This window comes from Shewanella sp. Isolate8, from assembly GCF_022398495.1.
GTDB classification, from domain to species: domain Bacteria; phylum Pseudomonadota; class Gammaproteobacteria; order Enterobacterales; family Shewanellaceae; genus Shewanella; species Shewanella aquimarina.
The window spans coordinates 2118768-2138045 of sequence record NZ_JAKEVI010000001.1 but is presented as its reverse complement, the minus strand read 5'-3'; the positions used below and the strand labels follow the sequence as shown (position 1 = coordinate 2138045).

The 19278-nt window shown below is 53.0% G+C and carries 20 protein-coding genes; 12 read left to right on the top strand and 8 right to left on the bottom strand.

All coding sequences use genetic code 11. The features are described from left to right. Nucleotides 1-77: 77 nt before the first annotated feature. Nucleotides 78-857: a hypothetical protein gene (locus L1D43_RS09340; RefSeq protein WP_239850982.1), complete on the bottom strand. Its 780-nt coding sequence runs from the start codon at nt 855-857 to the stop codon at nt 78-80. A 452-nt stretch (nt 858-1309) separates the two neighbouring features. On the opposite strand from L1D43_RS09340, the gene L1D43_RS09335 reads away from it, so the two are divergent. Beyond that, nucleotides 1310-2932, top strand: a complete 1623-nt coding sequence (locus tag L1D43_RS09335; RefSeq protein ID WP_239850980.1) for a HAMP domain-containing sensor histidine kinase — start codon at nt 1310-1312, stop codon at nt 2930-2932. Then, nucleotides 2929-4284: a sigma-54 dependent transcriptional regulator gene (locus L1D43_RS09330; protein WP_239850978.1), complete on the top strand. Its 1356-nt coding sequence runs from the start codon at nt 2929-2931 to the stop codon at nt 4282-4284. The genes L1D43_RS09335 and L1D43_RS09330 overlap by 4 nt, the downstream gene beginning before the upstream one ends. Before the next feature lie 32 nt (nt 4285-4316). On the opposite strand, the gene L1D43_RS09325 is transcribed toward L1D43_RS09330, so the two are convergent. Together L1D43_RS09325 and L1D43_RS09320 are read right to left on the bottom strand one after the other, a co-directional pair. Further along, nucleotides 4317-4757: a protein disulfide oxidoreductase gene (locus tag L1D43_RS09325; RefSeq protein ID WP_239850975.1), complete on the bottom strand. Its 441-nt coding sequence runs from the start codon at nt 4755-4757 to the stop codon at nt 4317-4319. 155 nt (nt 4758-4912) lie between these two features. After that, nucleotides 4913-5506 carry an ACP phosphodiesterase gene (locus L1D43_RS09320; protein ID WP_239850973.1) on the bottom strand — a complete coding sequence of 198 codons (594 nt, stop codon included), beginning with the start codon at nt 5504-5506 and terminating at the stop codon, nt 4913-4915. A 195-nt stretch (nt 5507-5701) separates the two neighbouring features. Here L1D43_RS09320 and L1D43_RS09315 point away from each other — a divergent pair, with 195 nt between their 5' ends. From L1D43_RS09315 to L1D43_RS09275, 9 genes are all read left to right on the top strand, one after another. Continuing rightward, entirely contained in the window at nt 5702-5845 is a 144-nt protein-coding gene (locus L1D43_RS09315; RefSeq protein WP_162484110.1) for a hypothetical protein, read from the top strand. Between the two features lie 71 nt (nt 5846-5916). Further along, nucleotides 5917-6954: a tRNA preQ1(34) S-adenosylmethionine ribosyltransferase-isomerase QueA gene (gene queA, locus L1D43_RS09310; protein WP_239850971.1), complete on the top strand. Its 1038-nt coding sequence runs from the start codon at nt 5917-5919 to the stop codon at nt 6952-6954. Nucleotides 6955-7122: 168 nt separating this feature from the next. Beyond that, nucleotides 7123-8247, top strand: a complete 1125-nt coding sequence (gene tgt, locus L1D43_RS09305; RefSeq protein ID WP_011866134.1) for a tRNA guanosine(34) transglycosylase Tgt — start codon at nt 7123-7125, stop codon at nt 8245-8247. A 27-nt stretch (nt 8248-8274) separates the two neighbouring features. After that, on the top strand, nt 8275-8607 hold the full coding sequence (gene yajC / locus L1D43_RS09300; RefSeq protein ID WP_033539156.1) for a preprotein translocase subunit YajC: 333 nt from the start codon (nt 8275-8277) through the stop codon (nt 8605-8607). A gap of 39 nt (nt 8608-8646) precedes the next feature. Further along, nucleotides 8647-10497, top strand: coding sequence for a protein translocase subunit SecD (secD, locus tag L1D43_RS09295; RefSeq protein WP_239850969.1), 1851 nt, complete (start codon nt 8647-8649; stop codon nt 10495-10497). A 13-nt stretch (nt 10498-10510) separates the two neighbouring features. Beyond that, on the top strand, nt 10511-11458 hold the full coding sequence (secF, locus tag L1D43_RS09290) for a protein translocase subunit SecF (RefSeq protein WP_239850967.1): 948 nt from the start codon (nt 10511-10513) through the stop codon (nt 11456-11458). A 336-nt stretch (nt 11459-11794) separates the two neighbouring features. Continuing rightward, entirely contained in the window at nt 11795-12112 is a 318-nt protein-coding gene (locus L1D43_RS09285) for a DUF2007 domain-containing protein (RefSeq protein WP_041510940.1), read from the top strand. Nucleotides 12113-12182: 70 nt separating this feature from the next. Then, the gene (locus L1D43_RS09280; protein ID WP_239850965.1) at nt 12183-13094 is read left to right on the top strand and encodes a bifunctional precorrin-2 dehydrogenase/sirohydrochlorin ferrochelatase; all 912 of its coding nucleotides are present in this window, start codon (nt 12183-12185) and stop codon (nt 13092-13094) included. 68 nt (nt 13095-13162) lie between these two features. Further along, nucleotides 13163-13702 (top strand): YaeQ family protein, encoded by a 540-nt coding sequence (locus L1D43_RS09275; protein ID WP_239850963.1) that lies wholly within the window; start codon nt 13163-13165, stop codon nt 13700-13702. Nucleotides 13703-13815: 113 nt separating this feature from the next. On the opposite strand, the gene L1D43_RS09270 is transcribed toward L1D43_RS09275, so the two are convergent. From L1D43_RS09270 to L1D43_RS09260, 3 genes are all read right to left on the bottom strand, one after another. Next, nucleotides 13816-15252: a carbon starvation protein A gene (locus tag L1D43_RS09270; RefSeq protein ID WP_239850961.1), complete on the bottom strand. Its 1437-nt coding sequence runs from the start codon at nt 15250-15252 to the stop codon at nt 13816-13818. Between the two features lie 119 nt (nt 15253-15371). Then, nucleotides 15372-16082, bottom strand: coding sequence for a two-component system response regulator BtsR (gene btsR / locus L1D43_RS09265; protein WP_239850959.1), 711 nt, complete (start codon nt 16080-16082; stop codon nt 15372-15374). Further along, nucleotides 16079-17776 carry a sensor histidine kinase gene (locus L1D43_RS09260; RefSeq protein WP_239850955.1) on the bottom strand — a complete coding sequence of 566 codons (1698 nt, stop codon included), beginning with the start codon at nt 17774-17776 and terminating at the stop codon, nt 16079-16081. Before L1D43_RS09260 ends, btsR begins: the two co-directional genes overlap by 4 nt. Nucleotides 17777-17933: 157 nt before the next feature. On the opposite strand from L1D43_RS09260, the gene L1D43_RS09255 reads away from it, so the two are divergent. Next, nucleotides 17934-18176 carry a YecH family metal-binding protein gene (locus tag L1D43_RS09255; protein ID WP_041510946.1) on the top strand — a complete coding sequence of 81 codons (243 nt, stop codon included), beginning with the start codon at nt 17934-17936 and terminating at the stop codon, nt 18174-18176. 7 nt (nt 18177-18183) lie between these two features. Here the strand turns inward: L1D43_RS09255 and L1D43_RS09250 are convergent, their stop codons facing one another. Further along, entirely contained in the window at nt 18184-18528 is a 345-nt protein-coding gene (locus L1D43_RS09250; RefSeq protein ID WP_041510947.1) for a hypothetical protein, read from the bottom strand. Beyond that, entirely contained in the window at nt 18515-19183 is a 669-nt protein-coding gene (locus L1D43_RS09245; protein ID WP_041510948.1) for an AAA family ATPase, read from the bottom strand. Before L1D43_RS09245 ends, L1D43_RS09250 begins: the two co-directional genes overlap by 14 nt. Nucleotides 19184-19278: the final 95 nt, after the last annotated feature.

The following is a 19278-nucleotide window of genomic DNA, read 5'->3' as shown; positions in this document are numbered from 1 at the left end:
TGTAGAGTGAATAAATAGCTTGGTGGCAGATTACCTTGGGGCGGTGGCGTATTCTATCGCGTTGTTCACATTTTCATTTATTTGCGATCATCATTGTTTAGGGCTTGTTGAAGTTTGCGCTTTTGGGCGTCACTTAACTTGCCGCTTTCGATCAGATGGAGCAGCTCTTCGACGTCAGCCTCGTCACCGTCATTTCTGATCACGATGAACTCTCGCTCGCCGTCTCCATGATATTTCATTTCGATCTCTGCTATCTCGGTGGCGATTTCGGCGATATCGTCCGATAGCAGCTCGATGTCGTGATTAAATTCGCCATCATGGGCGTCGATGATCACCTCAAAGTCTCGGGCTTTCGCTTCAATTTCAGCGGCTTTGCGTTCCATTTCGGCTCTTTTCGCCGCCATTTCTGCACTTTTGGCTGCTACTTTAACTTCTATCTTGGCGATATGTTTGGCCAGTTCAGCCTCTTTCTTAGCCATCTTCTTGGAGAGTGAGGCTATCTTAGCCTGATCGGCCTCAGACAGTTTATCGTGTCGCAGGTAATGGTAGTGATGTTCGTCACCGTTGATCTGTTTGAGCAGGCGTACCATCTTATCTTGGGTCTCTCGAGGGAGCTTGGCGAGCTGCTGACGGATGAGCTGCTCGTCTTTCATCTCCTCTTGACTGAAGCTGTAGTTGTGCTGTTTCCCTTCGAGCTCCAGGGTCAGCTTAGTGGCGTCACCGCCATCCTGAATCAATTTGGCATTGATTTGGCTATCATTAAAATCGATTTGGCGTAGGTCGGTGGGCACCGCAGCCAAGGTAAATGACAGTAGCGCAGAGCAGGCGATGAGCGAAGTTAGTTTATTGAGTTTCATGGTTTTTCCTTCCATAGTGATGAATGATTTCCCTATGCGTTGCTAAGGCCGTGCCAAATTGACGAAATCTAGGCTAGATAAGGGGTTGAGCAACTTCAGTCATGAAGACAGAGATATTGTTCCCTAGCGGTTTACCCTCAAATGGGTCATGGCATTCCTGATATGGGGAAATCGATCGAGCGATACTGTTACCTCGGTGCTAACTATACTGCTACTTCGGTGCTAAGGAAGCTGCGAACAAGTCCCATGTGTGCTCTGCATCGGCTTTACAGACCCGTAAGCCTTGCGCTACTAAAGAGAAGGCCACGAGGACTTATTGGCAACTTGCCTAATAGAGTGCTCCACAAGGGGTTTCATCTTGGTACTGTTTTTGTATAACCTGGGGGGCAGGCACGCGACGATTTATCTTCGATGGTGCCAATGCGGCGTTTTCACCGAAACTTGAGGGCTCTATGTCGATTAAAGGTTATCTGTTTGTGCTGTTTGGCGCGCTTATTCTGATATTGGGTGGCAGCCAGCTGCTGATCTCCCATTTCTATAAGGCGCAGCTACAGAGCGAGTTGAGTGAGCGCTCGAGGGACCTGTCGCAAAACCTGGTAAAGGTGCTGATCGATAACGTGGGCAGCGAACAGGAGTTCGTGGTGCAGTTCGATGAGGCGGCGATGCAGGCGTCAGTCGAGGATGCAGAGGCGCTCAGACAGGAGTTTGAGCAGGATATCGAATCGGTTTCCGAGGCGATCGCGCAGCTCAGCGAAGAGGTGGTGCAAATGGAGATGGAGGCCGACGAGGCCTCTGCCGAGCAGAAAGCCTTCTTCCGTGCCAAACTAGCCGCCAAGCAGCAGGAGCTGAGGGACCATCTCAATGCCATGATGGCCTACGAAAGAGAGCTTAAGCAGCGCCAGAAAGCGAGTATTGCCGAGGCGAAGAGAGAGGCCGCCGATGAGTATCGTCGACGTTTACATGAAGCGGTGAGTCAGATAGAGATAGACGCCAATAGCTGGCTGGATAAGGGCAACGTGGCCATCATAGACGCACCTATCTCGCCTACCACACCGGAGAAGGGCAGAGTCGCCGTGGAGTTTGCCCACGATATCAATCTCCCCAATCAGGAGACTAACGAGCAGTTGGAACGCTTCAGCGAGTCCATGATAGGGGCGATTTTGATGAGCTCCTTGGTCGGGTTGTTGCTGGTTTATATGCTCAGTCATGTGATCAGTGCGCCGCTGACGGCCCTCGCGCAGGGGCACAAGAAGTTGGGACAGGGGGATCTTGGTTATCAGGTGGATGAGCGTGGCGTCAAAGAGCTGAAGAGCATACTCAATGGCTTTAATAAGATGAGTCACCAGCTTGCCTCATTAAGCGAGCAGAAGAAACAGATGGCGCAGCAAAAACAGCTGGCCGAACTGGGTGAGGTGACCCGGGGAATAGCCCACAGCCTGCGTAATCCCCTGCATACCCTGGGGCTCTTGTCTGAGGCCGTCGCTCAGTCGGCATCTATGGATGATACCAACAAGTTGCTTAGCCAGATGCAGCAGAAGATCGCCATGATGGATAAGAGCATTCAATCTTTGCTGACGCTGTCGAGCACCCAGGTGAATCGCCAGTCATGGGTGCCATTGGCAGCGACGGTTCAAGATATCTTGCTGGAACTGTCGATCAACGGTAGCAAGCCCAGCATCGCCTTTCACTGTGACAATGTCGCTCTCAAGGTGCAGGGAGCCGAGTCTGAGATCCGTAGCATCTTGCATGCCGTGGTAATAAATGCGGTGGAGGCGACCCCGGACACGGGCCGTATCGATCTGACTCTGGCGGAAGATGATGAGAGTTATATCTTAAAGGTGGCCGATACAGGTAAGGGAATTAGCCCCGAGGTGCGTGATAAGCTGGCGCAGCCCCATGTGACCACCAAGGCTGAGGGGACCGGCATGGGGATCTATATCGCCGAGCGGTTGCTCCAAGGCCATTATGGTGGACGCATCACCTTTGCGGATAATCCAGGGGGCGGCACCCTGGTGACCCTCTATTTCGCCAAACCTATTTCAGATGAATCTAAGCCCCAGGCAGAGGAAGTATGATGGAGCAGCCTAAGTTGCATATTTTGGTGGTTGAGGATGAGCCGGATCAAAGAGCCTTAATCGTGCAGATGTTAGCGGCAAACCAGTATCAGGTGGAGAGCGCCGATAGCGTCGAGCAGGCGATTGTGATGATTAAGGCGTCCGCGCCGGATCTGGTGTTCTCCGACTGGAAGCTGGGACAGTTGACCGGCATGGACCTGCTCAACTATGTGCGCCGTGAACACCCCGACATGGGCTTTATCATCGCTACCGCCTATGGCACCATCACCCATGCGGTAGACGCCATGCAGGCAGGCGCCGACGATTATCTGGCTAAGCCCTATCAGCGTCAGAGCCTCTTGCTGGCCATAGAGAAAGTCGCCAAGTCTATCGCCCTGAAGCGGCAGAATCGCCGCCTCTCCTCCGAGCTATCGCAGCAGCAGGAGCTGGTGGGGCTGGTGGGGCGCTCCGCCCAGATGCAGAAGGTGTATCAGAGGGTGCAGCGGGTGAGTGCCACCGACGCGACCGTACTCATTGGCGGCGAGAGTGGCACGGGCAAGGAGCTGGCGGCGCGGGCGCTGTATCAGCTGTCCGGGCGCAGCCATAAGCCCTTTATCGCCATCAACTGCGGCGCCATTCCCGAATCTTTGGCCGAGGCTGAGTTATTCGGCGCCGAGAAGGGAGCCTATACGGGCGCCAATACCCAGAAGATAGGCAAGTTAGAGGCGGCCGATGGCGGCACTGTCTTTCTCGATGAGATAGGCGAACTGCCTCTGCTGCAGCAGACCAAGCTGCTGCGTTTTCTACAGGAGGGGGTGATCTCTCGCCTCGGGCAGAACAGTGAGATAAAGCTCGATGTCAGGGTGATCGCCGCGACCCATAGAGATCTGCAGCAGGAGGTGGTCGAGGGGCGCTTTCGCGAGGATCTCTATTATCGCCTCAATGTCGTCCCCATTCATATGCCGGCCCTGCGGGAGCGTCAAGAGGATATCGGCCGTCTGGTGGAACATTTTCTTAAGCTGCATGCCAATCAATACGGTGTGGACGTGCCCAAGCTGAGCCGGGATACCCTCAAGGCGCTGCTTGACTACAGCTGGCCGGGCAATGTGCGTGAGTTGGCTAACCGTATCGAGCGTTTCGTCTTGCTCACAGATGAAGAGGAGATGGTGCATGAGCTTAACGCGGCGCCGCGGCCGCTTGATACGGCTCGCTTTGTCTTGCCTGACGAGGGTATCGAGTGGGAGAGCTTCGAGAAGGATTGTCTGCGCCAGGCCTTGAGCCGCTTCGAGGGCAATCGTACCAAGGCGGCGAAATGTTTGGGCCTTAGCTACAAGGCGTTTCTCTATCGCCTGGAGAAATACCAGCTGGTTTAGCTTATCTATGCCCCGTCGGCCTTGGCGGCAGGTCACCAGCTGGCGAGCAACAGCCTGAGTCTCATGCCCCAACTGCTGGTGGCACCAGAGGTCTTAAAGCGGATCTGCCCCTGTCTGTCGATGATATAGATGGCGGGAAATACGCTGGCACCCCAGTCCTGGTGTAGTGCTTCTCTATCACTTATGACGGCAAACTGATAGCCATGCTCTGCCATGAATTGGTTGATCTCGTTATCTGAGCCTGAGGCGACGGCAATGCTGATCACCCTGTGTTCATTGGCCACGCTATTGACCATGGGGGAGGTGACACGGCATATCGGGCACCAGGTGCCCCAGAAATAGACTAGGGTGACCTCACCTTGCTCGAGTGTGACCGGAAGGCCTTGGGTGGTGATGCCGCTTAAGGGGGGCGCCTCGCCCGATATCATATTACGCTGCTGGTAGCTGAGCAGGGCAAAGGCAAATAGTGCCACAAGGGCTGCGTCTCTGAGATAGCGGTATCTTTTGCGCCTGGGGTTCAGGTAAGGCGCCAGGTGGCTTAACGGGCGGCTTACCACTCTTTTGAATAGCGAAGACACAGTTACTGGCCTTTAGTTTGGCATTGAGCCTGTGAACTAGACATGGCGGACTAGAGATATTCGGGTGGTGTCTGGCGAGTCCAGATGCGGCTATAGGCCATCAGCTGCGGATAGAAGGTGCGAAAGGCTATTTCTATCTCGGTATCCATCCGCTTCACCGTGTCGATGGCGCCATCAAAAATTTCCGGCTTGGAGACGCGGCGGCTCACTGCCTTGATGGTCTGATTTAGTCCTTCACGGCTCTCATAGGCGATAAGCCAGTTTTCCTGCTGCATGCGCATTATGATATCGCTCAGTTTGCCCGGAAGTTCCTCGGCGCTGCTGAGCGCCTGATAGGCCTGCTGGGCAAAGTCGGGCAGCGGCAGGTGATGATACTCTTCCCAATATTTTGCCAACATATGGTCAAAAGACAGATCGATCAGTATCGGCGCGGCGCGTTGCAGTGTCTTAGGAAATGCGGCCTTGAGTTCCTTGGTGAGTTCGTGGCTATCGGTAAGTGTATCTATCTGCCTGTGCAGCCAGATCCCCTGTTGCAGGGCTTTGGGATGATCGGCGATATTACCCTTGGCAAAATCACCGGCGAGATTAGCGGCGAGATTGGTTTTACTGTTATCTGCCAGGTGCAGATGAGCCAAAAAGTTCATTAGATAAAGTTTAATTGCTTTGTTAATTCACGCTTTTCACGTTATCATGCCCAAAGGTGTGATGAAACCTTTATCTGACGCGGCGTTATCTTTAACGGACCGTATGCCTGGATACTGGGATCAACAGGATGTGCACCTAGCACCCTTCATATTAATTATCGGTTTAAAGGATCATGGATGATGTGGAACTGGTTAATGAAACGTCTAGGCAAAAAATCTTCCTCTCAACGGCGTCGGGTCGAGGTCGATATTCCCTTCGAACAGCACAGTTACCGTAAAGCCAGCTTCGATCTGCAAGCCAATATTGCCGTGGCTGACAAGGAGAAGAAGGCCAGCTAAGCCCTGTGTCTTGATCTTATCATCATCAGCCAATAGACTAGCGGCCGATTTATGCTAAGCAGAGACAGACTATGCGCGTTGCCGATTTTTCTTTCGATCTTCCTGATGAGTTGATCGCCCGTTATCCCATGCCTAATCGCACGGCGTCCCGACTATTGACACTCGATGGTAATAGCGGCGCGGTAGCAGACAGGCAATTTACCGATATCCTAGAGATGGTTAACCCCGGCGATCTCATGGTGTTCAACAACACCAGAGTGATCCCGGCGCGCGTCTTCGGTCAGAAACAAACCGGCGGTAAGCTGGAGATCTTGGTCGAGCGTATGCTGGACGACAAGCGTATTCTGGCCCATGTGCGCAGCTCCAAGTCACCTAAGCCCGGCACCATCATCTGCTTAGATGGCGGCTATGAGATGACCATGCTCGCCCGTCATGATACTTTGTTTGAACTTGAGCTCAATAGCGAGTCCACCATACTCGAGGTGCTCGAAGAGGTCGGCCATATGCCACTGCCACCCTATATCGACCGTCCCGATGAGGATGCCGATAAGGAGCGCTACCAGACAGTCTATAACCAGAACCCTGGCGCGGTGGCTGCACCGACGGCGGGTCTGCACTTTGACGATGCCCTGCTCGCCGCGCTGAAAGAGAAAGGAGTAAATGTTGCCTTCGTGACCCTGCATGTGGGCGCGGGCACCTTCCAGCCGGTCAGAGTCGACAGTATCTTAGATCACAAGATGCACTCAGAGTGGGCCGAGGTGCCTCAGGATGTGGTCGATAGCATAAAGGCGACCAAGACGGCCGGTAATCGGGTCATCGCCGTGGGCACAACCTCGGTACGCTCGCTTGAAAGCGCGGCCAAGGCCAGCGAAGGGGAGCTTAAGGCCTACAGCAGCGACACAGACATCTTTATCTACCCAGGCTATGAGTTTCAGATTGTCGACGCCATGGTGACTAACTTCCACCTGCCGGAATCGACCCTCATCATGTTGATCAGTGCCTTTGCTGGCTTCGATGAGGTGAAAAACGCCTATCAGCACGCGATTGCACAAAAATACCGCTTTTTCAGCTATGGCGATGCCATGTTTGTGACTAAAAAAGCGATCTAAGCGATGATTTTGCTTTAAAATACCCACCCACACTTGAGGTGGGTATTTTTTTAGAGATTTTTGCTGATGAGGGTTGATACTCAGTTGTTTGCCCTTATCTCTATTGTTCAGCTGTGTCTGTTTTAATGGCACGAAGAGAGTCAGACTGTTTCTCTGGCGAGGTTAAAAATGAAATTTGAATTAGATACAACCGATGGCCGCGCGCGTCGTGGTCGCTTAGTGTTCGAACGCGGTACGGTAGAGACCCCGGCATTCATGCCTGTGGGCACCTACGGTACGGTTAAAGGGATGACGCCAGAAGAAGTGCGCGCCACGGGCGCCGATATTCTGCTGGGGAACACCTTTCACCTTTGGCTACGTCCTGGTGAAGAGATCATGCGCAAGCATGGTGATCTGCATGATTTCATGAATTGGCAGCGTCCAATTCTGACCGATTCGGGTGGATTCCAGGTATTTAGTCTCGGCGATATTCGTAAAATCACTGAAGAGGGCGTGCACTTCCGCTCGCCAATTAACGGCGAAAAGATCTTCATGGACGCGGAAAAGTCGATGCAGATCCAATACTCGCTCGGTTCTGACGTGGTGATGATCTTCGACGAATGTACGCCATACCCGGCGACACACGACGAGGCACGCAAGTCGATGCAGATGTCACTGCGTTGGGCACAGCGTTCACGCGATGAGTTCGACCGTCTGGAAAACCCTAACTCCCTGTTCGGGATTATTCAGGGCAGCGTGTATGAAGACCTGCGCGATGAGAGCCTTAAAGGCTTGTTAGAGATAGGATACGACGGTTATGCCGTCGGCGGTTTGGCGGTTGGGGAGCCTAAGGAAGATATGCACCGTATTCTTGAGCATGTCTGCCCACAGATCCCGGCCGATAAGCCGCGCTACTTGATGGGGGTAGGTAAACCGGAGGATCTCGTTGAGGGTGTACGTAGAGGGGTCGATATGTTCGATTGCGTCATGCCGACTCGTAATGCGCGCAACGGTCACCTGTTTACCAGTGAAGGCGTTATCAAGATCCGCAATGCGCGTCATCGTGATGATACTTCACCACTCGATGCTAAGTGTGATTGCTATACCTGTAAGAACTACTCACGGGCGTATCTGTACCACTTAGATCGTTGTAATGAAATTTTAGGAGCACGTTTAAACACCATTCACAACTTGCGTTATTACCAAATGTTGATGGAAGGTTTGCGTGGCGCTATCGAGACAGGTACATTAGACGCCTTTGTTGAGGAGTTCTATACCAGTCAAGGTCGCGAAGTTCCTAAGTTATCCGATTAATTTTACTGCTAATAAGAAGAGAGAAATATGTTCATTTCAAATGCATACGCAGCCGATGCGCCGGTAAATGGTGCGGGTGGTACCATGGAACTGGTTTTCATGCTGGTCATTTTTGGTTTGATCTTTTACTTCATGATTTTCCGTCCGCAATCTAAGCGTGTAAAGGAACATAAGAACCTGATGAGCTCGCTGAGCAAGGGTGATGAAGTGCTCACTAGTGGTGGGATCTTGGGTAAGATCGCCAAGATCAGCGATGACAACGATTACGTGTTGCTGACGATCAACGAAACCTCAGAAATCACAATCAAGAAGGATTACATAGCGGCTGTTTTGCCTAAAGGGTCTATTAAGTCACTTTAAGTTGAAAGTTAAGTCACTTTAAGCCAAGAGGGCGATGGTGTGTTAAATAAATACCCAATGTGGAAGAACCTGATGGTGATCTTGATCATCACCGTCGGTGCCTTCTACGCAATACCAAATTTATTTGGTGAAGATCACGCGGTGCAGGTCGTGGCCACACGTGGCGCGGAAGTTAATGTCTCGACTCAGAGTCAGGTTACAGACCTTCTGTCGGCGAAAGGCATCGCGGTGAAGCGTTCAGAGTTGGAAAATGGTCAGCTATTGGTGCGCGTTGCCGATGCCGATCAGCAGCTGCTGGCGAAAGAGGCAATTGCCGAGGTACTCGGTGACAAATATATCGTGGCGCTTAACCTGGCGCCGGCCACTCCTCAGTGGCTGGAGTCTATGGGGGGGAGCCCGATGAAGCTGGGTCTGGACCTTCGCGGTGGTGTGCACTTCCTGATGGAAGTGGACATGAGCGAGGCGATCCGCAAGATGACAGAAGCAAAAATTGCCGACTTCAGAACCGATCTTCGTGGTGAAAAAATTCGTTATGCGGGTATTCGCAATACCCCTAAAGGGATTGAGATCAAGTTTCGTGATGCCGAGAATTTAGCCAAGGCGGAACGATTCCTCAAAAGCCGCACTAACGAGATGGTGTTCGTCGATGCATCGTCTGGTAGTGATTTCATGCTGCTGGCGAACATGAGCGAGATCTACCTCAAGCAAGTGAAAGAGGAAGCGCTGCAGCAGAACATCACCACTTTGCGTAATCGTGTGAACGAGTTGGGTGTTGCCGAGCCTGTGGTTCAGCGCCAGGGTGCGGAGCGCATCATCGTCGAATTGCCGGGTGTTCAAGACACGGCCCGTGCCAAGGATATCCTGGGTGCGACTGCGTCTATCGAATTCCACATGGTTGACGAGAAGGCCGATGCGGCGGCGATTGCAGCCGGTCGCGTATCTCCAGGTTCGCAGATCTATGATCGCCGCGAGGGCGGTAAAGTGGCCCTGCATAAAGAGGTGATGCTTACCGGTGACCATATCCAGGGCGCACAGCCAAGTTTCGACGAGTATAGTCGTCCTCAGGTGTCTATCAACCTGGACTCTAAGGGTGGCTCTATCTTCTCGAACGTGACCAAGGACAATATCGGCAAGCCGATGGCGACCCTGTTCATCGAGTATAAGGATAACGGCGCCAAGAACCCTGACGGCAGCGTGAAGATGGATAAGATCGAAGAGGTGATTTCGGTCGCGACCATCCAGGCGCGTCTGGGCCGCAACTTCGTGATCACCGGGCTTGACCACTCTGAAGCGCAAAACCTGGCGCTCTTGCTACGTGCCGGTGCCCTGATTGCACCTGTTTCTATTGTCGAAGAACGCACCATTGGTCCTAGCCTGGGTGCCGAGAACATCGACAACGGTCTGCAGGCGATGATCTGGGGTATGGCGGTCGTGTTGATCTTCATGCTGGTCTATTACCGCGGCTTTGGCCTTATCGCTAACCTGGCGCTGACGGCTAACCTAGTGATGGTAGTAGGTGTCATGTCTATGATCCCTGGCGCCGTGCTGACGCTGCCGGGTATCGCAGGTATGGTATTGACTGTCGGTATGGCGGTAGATGGTAACGTATTGATTTACGAGCGTATTCGTGAAGAGTTACGTGCCGGGCGCAGCGTACAACAGGCGATTCATGAAGGTTATGGCAACGCGTTTTCAACCATTGCCGATGCCAACATCACCACCTTTATGACGGCCTTGATCTTGTTTGCCGTGGGTACCGGCGCCGTGAAAGGCTTCGCCGTGACCCTGATGATAGGTATCGCGACCTCTATGTTCACCGCCATCGTGGGTACTCGCTCGATAGTTAACGCTATCTGGGGCGGTAAGCGCGTGAAGAAACTGTCTATTTAAGGGGAAGTTGACCATGTTCCAGATTTTATCAATTAAAGGCACGATCAACTTCCTGCGTCACGCCGTGGCCATCAGTGCGCTATCACTTGTCTTGGTGGTCGGCTCACTCGCCTCTCTGGCCGTGAACGGGATTAACTGGGGACTGGATTTCACCGGCGGTACCGTCGTTGAGATGGAGTTTAAGAACCCTGTCGATCTTAATAAGCTGCGCGGCGCCCTGACCTCTGACGAGACAGACGGTGCCGTGGTGCAGAACTTCGGTTCGAGCCGCGACGTGCTGATCCGTCTGCCGGTGAAAGAGGGTGTGAAGAGCGATCTGCAAGTCGAGCATGTGATGCAGGCTGCGTCTCAGGTCGACCCTAGCGTGACCCAGAAGCGTGTCGAGTTTGTTGGTCCTCAGGTGGGTAAAGAGCTTGCTGAGCAGGGCGGCCTGGCCGTCTTGGTGGCGCTGATCTGTATCCTTATCTACGTCTCTTTCCGTTTCGAATGGCGCCTGGCGCTGGGTTCGGTAGCGGCGTTGGCGCACGACGTGATCATCACCCTAGGTGTGTTCTCTCTGTTCCAGCTGGAGTTTGACCTGACCGTCCTGGCCGGTGTGCTGACGGTGGTGGGTTACTCACTCAACGATACTATCGTTGTGTTTGACCGTATCCGTGAGAACTTCCTCAAGATGCGTAAGGGCACTCCAGAAGATGTGGTGAACAACTCTATCACCCAAACCATGAGCCGTACCATCATCACTACAGGTACGACCCTGGTGGTGGTTGTGGCCCTGTTCCTCAAGGGCGGTACCATGATCCACGGCTTCGCAACAGCCTTGCTGATGGGTATCTTCGTGGGTACTTTCTCTTCTATCTATGTGGCGAGTTTCCTGGCGGTTAAGCTGGGGATCAATCGCGAGCATATGATGCCAGTAGAGATCGAGAAAGAGGGCGCGGATCAGGAAGCGCTGATGCCATAGGGCACAGATTGCCTGATATGTGTCATGAAAAAGCCACGGTTACGTGGCTTTTTTATTGCCAAATTGGCCGGATCCCGACTCGACAATTGGTCAGTTTTAAGGCTAGGATGTTGAGCGAATATACCAATCACAGTAAATATGTGATCAGAAATAGCGCAGGAAAAACGCTTGAGAACAAAGCAGGATTTTTAGATAAGTAGTTATTCTACAATTAAAAATACTAATACAGTTATCGAGCGTTTTAACAAGCTAGAATGATTAATTATTTATTACGATTGGTATTAATCAATACACCTGATAATTTGCCAAAAAGAGCAAGCGTTGTAGGGGATAAAGATGGAAGAGCGCAGTAAGTTGGTGGCCGGTGGTAACTTGTTACAGGCCCATGCTTGGAAAGGGATGTTGGAGGCCTGCGGTATTGGGGTCGAACTGCGAGGCGAGGCCTTGCTAGGTGGTATCGGTGAGTTGCCGGTTGACTTACAGGATGTCGAGCTGTGGGTCGCAGAGTCTCAGTATGAGGCGGCCAGGGCGCAGCTTGAGACCCTAAATAGCGAGAGTCCCAAGTGGCAGTGCGTTAAGTGTCACGAGATAAACGAAGGTAACTTTGAACTCTGCTGGCATTGCAGCGCCGAGCGCAGCGAGCAGCTCAGCTAGTAGTGCTTGCCGCTGACTTAGGCTTACTTTACTCTTGTCTTATTCTTAGTCGAGACAAGTCATTTAGATAATGCAATATTTTCCCATTTTCGCTCAGGCCGATGGGCTGAAGATCCTGATGATAGGCGCAGGCATTGTCGCCAGCCGTAAACTTGAGTTGCTGAGCCGCACTCAGGCCCACATTCGGGTGATCGCCCCGGATGTCTGCGACGCCGTGATGGCCATGGCTAATCAGGGGCTGATCGCCCTGGAACAGAGATTCGCCGAACTCGACGATCTTGAAGGGATAGATCTGCTTTATATGGCCACCAGTGACGAGCCTCTCAATCGTCAGTTTGCCCTGCAGGCCAAGGCGCAGGGGCTCTGGGTCAATGTGGTCGATGCCCCCAAACTCTGTAACTTCATCACCCCCGCCATCGTCGACAGGGGCCGCTTACAGGTCGCCATCAGCACCAGCGGCGCGGCGCCTGTATTTGCCAGAGAGCTTAGGGCGCGTTTGGAGACCTGGCTGCCAGCATCCCTGAGCGGGCTGTTTGATTTCATCGCCGAGAAACGCACCGAAGTTCAAGACCGTCTGCCGGCGTTTGAACAGCGCAAGCTGTTTTGGGAGCAGTTTTTCCGCCTCAATGGCGACAGGTTCGATGAGCGCACCGATAACTATTACGAGCAGGCGTTCGATACCCTATCGACCAGTGGCGAGCTTTTGCTGCTCGATGCCCATACCTCAATCGATCTGCTGCCTCTGGCCGCCGTGCCTATGATGCAGCGTCTCGACTGGCTCTGTAGTGACTTAGCGCTGCCAGAGCGTCTGTCTGAGTTGGTGCGCCGCGACGCCGGACGTCAGCCCGTGTTACCGCTCAGTGAGTTGGCAGCCAGATTAGACAAGGGCGAGCGGGTGATGGTCTACGCCGAAGCCGAGACCATAGCCCAGCTGGTGGCCCATTTCCCCATGGCGAAACACCTGCGCCCGGGTGCACTGTAACGCTTCTCTTGCTCAAAGGGCGCCGAATTAGGGTAAACTAGGCGCTTTATTCTTAACGACTGAGCATTATGGCGCCCAAAGCAACCGTTTATAAAGTGCAGCTGCAGATTGCCGACATGGATCGTGGCTACTACCAGGATCATTCCCTCACTATTTCACAACACCCGTCTGAAACCGATGCCCGCATGATGGTCAGGCTGCTCGCCTTTGCCCTGAATGCCAGCGACACCCTGGCCTTTAGCAAGGGGCTGTGCGTCGAAGGCGAGCCCGAGCTGTGGCAGAAATCCTTAAGCGACGAGATAGAGCTGTGGATCGAGTTTGGTCAGAGTGACGAGAAGTGGCTGAGGAAGGCCAGTGCCCGCGCCGATAGCGTTCTGCTCTATACCTATGGTGGCCGCGCCGTGCCTATCTGGTGGCAGCAAAATGAGCAGGCGCTCAGTCGTTACCAAAATCTCGAGGTGTGGAACGTGCCCGAAGAGCAGGTGAAGGCGATGGGTGAGATGGTGACCCGTAACATGAGTCTGCAATATAACATCAGCGAAGGCGAGGTGTGGCTCTCAAACGACAGCGGCAGCGTACACATAGTCCCCGAGCAGCTAAAGGGATAAGCGTTAGGAGATACGCTGGCGCGACGGTTACCGTCCCATAAGCCCTGGATAAAGGCATAAAAAAACCAGTCTCGCGACTGGTTATTTACTTTGGGGGTTGTTACTGGAGTATTTTAGGCTTCTTCGGGTAACTCTTCTTCGCCGCGGCCCTTAGTCTTTACTATGATGAGTGCGGTAATGACCAAGGTTGATACCACACCGGCAATGGTAGAAACCGTCATCGGCAGGCCTGCACCTAAGGTGGCCGAGTTGAGCAGGAAGCTGATGACTACTGTAGTCATGAACATGGCCGGTACGGTACAGATCCAGTGCAGCTTGTTATGACGCAGCAGGTAAGCGGAAGCGGTCCAAAGCATCATCACAGCCGTGGTTTGGTTAGCCACACCGAAGTAACGCCAGATCACACCGAAGTCAACCTGAGTCAGAATCGCACCAACCACAAACAGTGGAATGGCCAGCATTAGACGCTTAGGCAGCGCTGTCTGTGGCATCTTGAAGAACTCTGACAGGATAAGGCGTGCAGAGCGGAAAGCGGTATCGCCAGAGGTGATAGGCAGAACAATCACACCTAGGATAGCCATGAATCCGCCGACTGCGCCTAGCAGGCCAGTAGAGGCTTCGTATACGACGTTTGCAGGGTTACCCGCCATGCCGGCGTTGAGGCCTTCTACACCGCCGAAGAATGACAGGGCGATAGCACACCAGATAAGGGCGATGATACCTTCACCAATCATGGCACCGTAGAATACGAAGCGGCCGTTAGATTCATTTTCGACGCAACGGGCCATCAGCGGAGACTGAGTGGCGTGGAAGCCAGATACGGCACCACAGGCGATGGTGATGAATAGCGCAGGCCAGAGTGGCATGTCGTTCGGGTTTAGGTTAGTCAGGAAGTCACCGGCGCTGAAACCTGGCAGCAGAGTGTGCTCGCTAGAGACGATCAGGGCGATGGTCAGACCCACAGACATAAAGAGCAGCAGGGCGCCGAAGAAGGGGTAGAGGCGACCTATGATCTTATCGACAGGCACGATAGTGGCGATCAGGTAGTAGGTAAAGATGATGCCAAGGAAAAGGCTAACATCCCAACCGGTCAATTTGCCTAGCAGGCCAGCCGGCGCCGAGATGAAGACCACGCCCACGAGCAGTAAGAGTATGATGGCGAACACGTTCATGAAGTGCTTGGCGCTCTTGCCCAGATACTTACCGGCAAGGTTTGGCACCGACTGACCGTTGTTGCGCACCGACAGCATGCCCGAGAAGTAGTCGTGCACCGCACCGGCGAAGATACAACCTATGACGATCCATAGCATGGCGGCAGGACCATAGAGGGCACCTAAGATAGGGCCGAAGATGGGGCCAACACCTGCAATGTTTAACAGTTGAATGAGGTAGACCTTACCTTTCGACATAGGCACATAGTCGACGCCGTCTGTCTTGGTAAAGGCGGGGGTTTGGCGAGCGGTATTGATACCGAACACCTTCTCAACAAACTTACCGTAGATGAAGTATCCGCCGAGGAGCAGGCCGACACAGATTAGAAACCACATCATAATTAGTACTCCCATTAAAAGTTAACAAGAGTGTAACCTGTCGGCAATTTTAGGAAACCGACATTTAGCTGAGTGGTCGAATAAGCGGATTAAGCGGTAAAATCGAGGCGGTAACTGTATTAATGAAAGCCGAAGATCTGTTTCAGCGGCTTGAGGAAACGCCGCGACACAGGGATGGTTTTACCCGAGTGGGTGACCACCTCGGCGCCATTTTCCAGGATGAGGATCTCGCTGATCGCCTGCGGCGAGACCAGATACTGCTTATGGCAGCGTACCAGATCTGTCTTCTCCTCTAACACCTTGAGGGTCAGGTGAGTGTGCACCTGCTCCTGCGCCGTGGTGACATGGATGCCGCTGAGATCGCTAAAGGCAAACTCCACTTCATCGACATTGATCACCTTGAGACGATTGCCGCAGTAACAGGGAACATGCTCGAGCTGAGTCGGCAGCACGGCATCCAGCGGCTTTTGGTGTAGATCCCGGCGCACCCTTTCAATAGTGGTGGCCAGGCGCGCCTCATCGACGGGTTTGAGCAGATAATCGAAGGCATGATTGTCGAAGGCCTTGATGGCGTACTCGTCGAAGGCGGTAACAAACACCACCCTGGGCATGTTGTCGGGATCTAACATGGCGACCATCTCGAGTCCATTTACCTTGGGCATCTGAATATCGACGAAGATCAGCTGAGGCTTGAGCTTGCCAATGGCTTGCATCCCCTCTATGGCATTACTGCACTGGCCTATTACCTCAAGATCAGGATAGATCTTGAGTTGGTCATAGAGAGCTTCGCGGGCAAAGGGTTCATCGTCGATTATTAAGCAAGTGATCACGCCGTGGATTCCGTTTGTGCCGCATCGTTAAGCGGCAGAGTAATAATAACTTGGGTAAAACGGTCCTTCTCGCAGTTGATCTTAACGCCATAATTAGGGCCAAACAGGCTCTGGATCCGCTTATGGACGATGGACATACCTAATCCTGAGGTGTCTGTATTGAGCTCTTCTCGATACAGACCTGCATTGTCTTTAACTTCCAATATTAATAAATCTTGCTCGGCTCTGCCACTGACCCAGATCTCGCCGGGCTCAAGCAGGTGTGATGTACCGTGCTTCACCGCATTTTCTATGATGGGCTGCAGGGTAAAGGCCGGCAGGCGGTACTGGTGCAACGCGGACGGAATATCGATATGCACGCTGAGTTTGTCGATAAACCTTGCCTTCTCTATGGTGAGGTAGGCGTCGATATGTTCTAGCTCGTCGCTGAGGGTCACCTGGCCCGTGGTGCGCTTGAGGTTGATGCGCAGAAACTGCGACAGATGTTGCAGCAGCTGTCTCGCCATCAGGGGATCTTTGCCTATGATGGCGGCGATGGTATTGAGGGCGTTAAACAGGAAGTGAGGATTTACCTGAGCCTGCAACAGCTTTAGTTCGGCCTGGGTGAGCAGGCTCTGTTGCAGCTCATAGCGGCCATAGAGGATCTGGTTACTCATCAGCCTGGCGATCCCTTCTCCCAGGGTGCGGTTGATGTTGAGAAACAGCTTGTTCTTCGGCTCATAGAGCTTGATGGTACCAATCACCTCAGACTCACACCTCAGGGGGATAACCAGGCTGGAGCCGAGACGACACTGGGGCGAGATGGAGCAGGCATATGGAGTTTCCACGCCGTCGGCGAACATGACGCAGTTCTGCTCTATGGCATCTTGGGTGATCTTAGATGAGATAGGCGTCCCGGGAATATGATGGTCATCGCCGATGCCGATGAAGGCCAGTAGCTTCTCTCTGTCGGTAATTGCCACCGCGCCGACGTTGGTCTCCTCCAGTATGATCTGCGCCACCTTAGTGCTGCCCTCTTGATCGAACCCCTTAGAGAGAATGCCTACGCTGCGCTCGGCAATTTTCAGCGCCTTGGTGGAGAAGGCGGAGGAGAGCTTGTCGAACATGGTCTTCTGATCTCGCACCATGCTCATGAAGAGAGCGGCGCCGATGGAGTTAACCGTCAGCATGGGCAGGGCGATCTGTTTAACCAGGACTAGGGCATCACCATAGGGCTTGGCGATAGCCAGGATCAGTGCCATCTGTAGCATCTCGGCCGAGAAGGTGACCAGGGCGACCAGCAGTGGTGCATAGACCATCTCACTGCGGTTTTGTTTGCGCAGATAAAAGCCGACTATGCCCGCAGACAGCCCCTCTACGGTGGTGGAGATGGCACAGGCCAGATCGGTAAAGCCACCCATGCTGTATCTGTGCAGACCGCCGGTTAAGCCGACCAGAAAACCGGTTACCGGGCCGCCTAACAAGCCGCCGAGTACGGCACCCATGGCTCGGGTGTTGGCGATAGCATCGTTGGTCTGCTCGCCAAAATAGGTGGCCATGATGCAAAAGCCCGAGAAGATAAGATAGATGTAGATCTTATGGGGCAGGCGAGTGGCCGTTTCGGCAAACAACTTAAACAGCGGCGTCTTACTCAGCAGGTACACTATCACCAGATAGAGACACATCTGTTGGGTGAGCAGGAGGATCAGCGGCATAGCAACTTGGGTACTCGTGTAGGAGAGGCCTGAGTGATCTTCAGCATAGCACTGGCGCTGGTTTTAGGACAAGGGCGGGCTTTGCGTACGGGATCAAAGTTTCTCTCAATGAGATAGGTTATAAAGGGATATCTTTTTTATGTCTTTTGGGAAGAGTATGTCAGATTCAATTCACGGCCATCAGGTGATGGAACTTATGTTGTCCTTGGGCCGCGCAGTATCAAAGAGGGAGCTGACTCAGCTCATGCATAACGAGTTTGGTGAGCATGCACGCTATCATACCTGTTCGGCCAGCGAGATGGACGCTCAGGAGCTGATTGCGTTTCTCGAACGTAAGGGCAAGTTTACCGAGTCGGCTGAGGGGATAGCCACCGCAGCCGACCGTATCTGCAATCACTAACGCAGCGCTAGTCCTGGCTGAGCTCTATCAAGGCTTGTAGCTCGGCCTTAGATTTACCGGCGAATTCGGTGATCATCATACGGATCAGGCGAGACTTGGCCACCTTGCTCTCCTTCGCCAGCGAATTGAGCTGAGCTATGCTGGTCTCGGTCAGGGTAAAGGTGGCATGGCGAAAGATACGGCTCGCCTGCTTCTTCTGGTTGACCGTGGTATTGGTTTTGCGTTGTTTCTTGACGCGATTAGAGAGGCTAGGCTGACCAAATGCATAGTTGTTGGCATCCTCGATAAAATCTTCAACCGACAACTTTTTGCGTGGCTTAGATTTACGGCGTTTAAGATCAGTTAAGCTCATAAGAATTTTCTGGTGGTATCGCAAACAGTTCATCGGCGATAGCACGTATCTCGGCGGCGGCTTTTCCTTCCGGTTCGATTTCGATGACCGACGATCCTTGTTCTTCACTGTCATCATAGATGTTGCGGCTAAAGGTCACCGCGTCAAGCACTCTCAGCCCGAACGACTCAACCACCTCTTTGGCCTCCAATATGCGTTTATATTGGCTGGGCAGCGCAGGGCACTGGGTCATCACCACGGTAGCCACCATCTTAGGGTTGACCATCTTACAGGTGCTGAGCATATCTTCCATATGGGGGAGAGTCTTTAGATCCCGCCGCTTGGGCCTCAGAGGCAGCACCACATAGGTGGCTACCGACATGGCCGCACGCATGGCTAGGTTGTCCTGACCACCACAGTCGACGATCACATAGTCGAATCTTTGGTCTAACCCAAGCAGATCATTACGAATTTTACCGTAGAGTTGAATGCAGTTAATCGCGGGTAGGCTGGTATCTTCGTTACGGGCCTGGATCCAGTCTGAGGTGGTGCGCTGGGGATCACAGTCGACCATCAATACGTTGGCTTTGTATTTTTGAGTGATATGTACGGCGATATTTTGGGCCAGGCAACTCTTGCCCGCGCCACCTTTCTCACCCCCAACAAGCAGAATCATAGCGTGTCTCCCTCAAGCATTGGCACTTTTTTATGTCGCAGAACTTGTGCTGTTTAGTATAGAACAGAGTTATGGATACTGCCCGAACTCCTGTT

What these genes read in the sequence shown, in the direction of transcription:
- L1D43_RS09340 (WP_239850982.1), bottom strand. Translation starts at nt 857, where the DNA reads ATGAAACTCAATAAACTAACTTCGCTCATCGCCTGCTCTGCGCTACTG.
- L1D43_RS09335 (WP_239850980.1), top strand. Translation starts at nt 1,310, where the DNA reads ATGTCGATTAAAGGTTATCTGTTTGTGCTGTTTGGCGCGCTTATTCTG.
- L1D43_RS09330 (WP_239850978.1), top strand. Translation starts at nt 2,929, where the DNA reads ATGATGGAGCAGCCTAAGTTGCATATTTTGGTGGTTGAGGATGAGCCG.
- L1D43_RS09320 (WP_239850973.1), bottom strand. Translation starts at nt 5,506, where the DNA reads ATGAACTTTTTGGCTCATCTGCACCTGGCAGATAACAGTAAAACCAAT.
- L1D43_RS09315 (WP_162484110.1), top strand. Translation starts at nt 5,702, where the DNA reads ATGAAACGTCTAGGCAAAAAATCTTCCTCTCAACGGCGTCGGGTCGAG.
- queA (WP_239850971.1), top strand. Translation starts at nt 5,917, where the DNA reads ATGCGCGTTGCCGATTTTTCTTTCGATCTTCCTGATGAGTTGATCGCC.
- tgt (WP_011866134.1), top strand. Translation starts at nt 7,123, where the DNA reads ATGAAATTTGAATTAGATACAACCGATGGCCGCGCGCGTCGTGGTCGC.
- yajC (WP_033539156.1), top strand. Translation starts at nt 8,275, where the DNA reads ATGTTCATTTCAAATGCATACGCAGCCGATGCGCCGGTAAATGGTGCG.
- secF (WP_239850967.1), top strand. Translation starts at nt 10,511, where the DNA reads ATGTTCCAGATTTTATCAATTAAAGGCACGATCAACTTCCTGCGTCAC.
- L1D43_RS09285 (WP_041510940.1), top strand. Translation starts at nt 11,795, where the DNA reads ATGGAAGAGCGCAGTAAGTTGGTGGCCGGTGGTAACTTGTTACAGGCC.
- L1D43_RS09280 (WP_239850965.1), top strand. Translation starts at nt 12,183, where the DNA reads ATGCAATATTTTCCCATTTTCGCTCAGGCCGATGGGCTGAAGATCCTG.
- L1D43_RS09275 (WP_239850963.1), top strand. Translation starts at nt 13,163, where the DNA reads ATGGCGCCCAAAGCAACCGTTTATAAAGTGCAGCTGCAGATTGCCGAC.
- L1D43_RS09270 (WP_239850961.1), bottom strand. Translation starts at nt 15,252, where the DNA reads ATGATGTGGTTTCTAATCTGTGTCGGCCTGCTCCTCGGCGGATACTTC.
- L1D43_RS09260 (WP_239850955.1), bottom strand. Translation starts at nt 17,776, where the DNA reads ATGCCGCTGATCCTCCTGCTCACCCAACAGATGTGTCTCTATCTGGTG.
- L1D43_RS09255 (WP_041510946.1), top strand. Translation starts at nt 17,934, where the DNA reads ATGTCAGATTCAATTCACGGCCATCAGGTGATGGAACTTATGTTGTCC.
- L1D43_RS09250 (WP_041510947.1), bottom strand. Translation starts at nt 18,528, where the DNA reads ATGAGCTTAACTGATCTTAAACGCCGTAAATCTAAGCCACGCAAAAAG.
- L1D43_RS09245 (WP_041510948.1), bottom strand. Translation starts at nt 19,183, where the DNA reads ATGATTCTGCTTGTTGGGGGTGAGAAAGGTGGCGCGGGCAAGAGTTGC.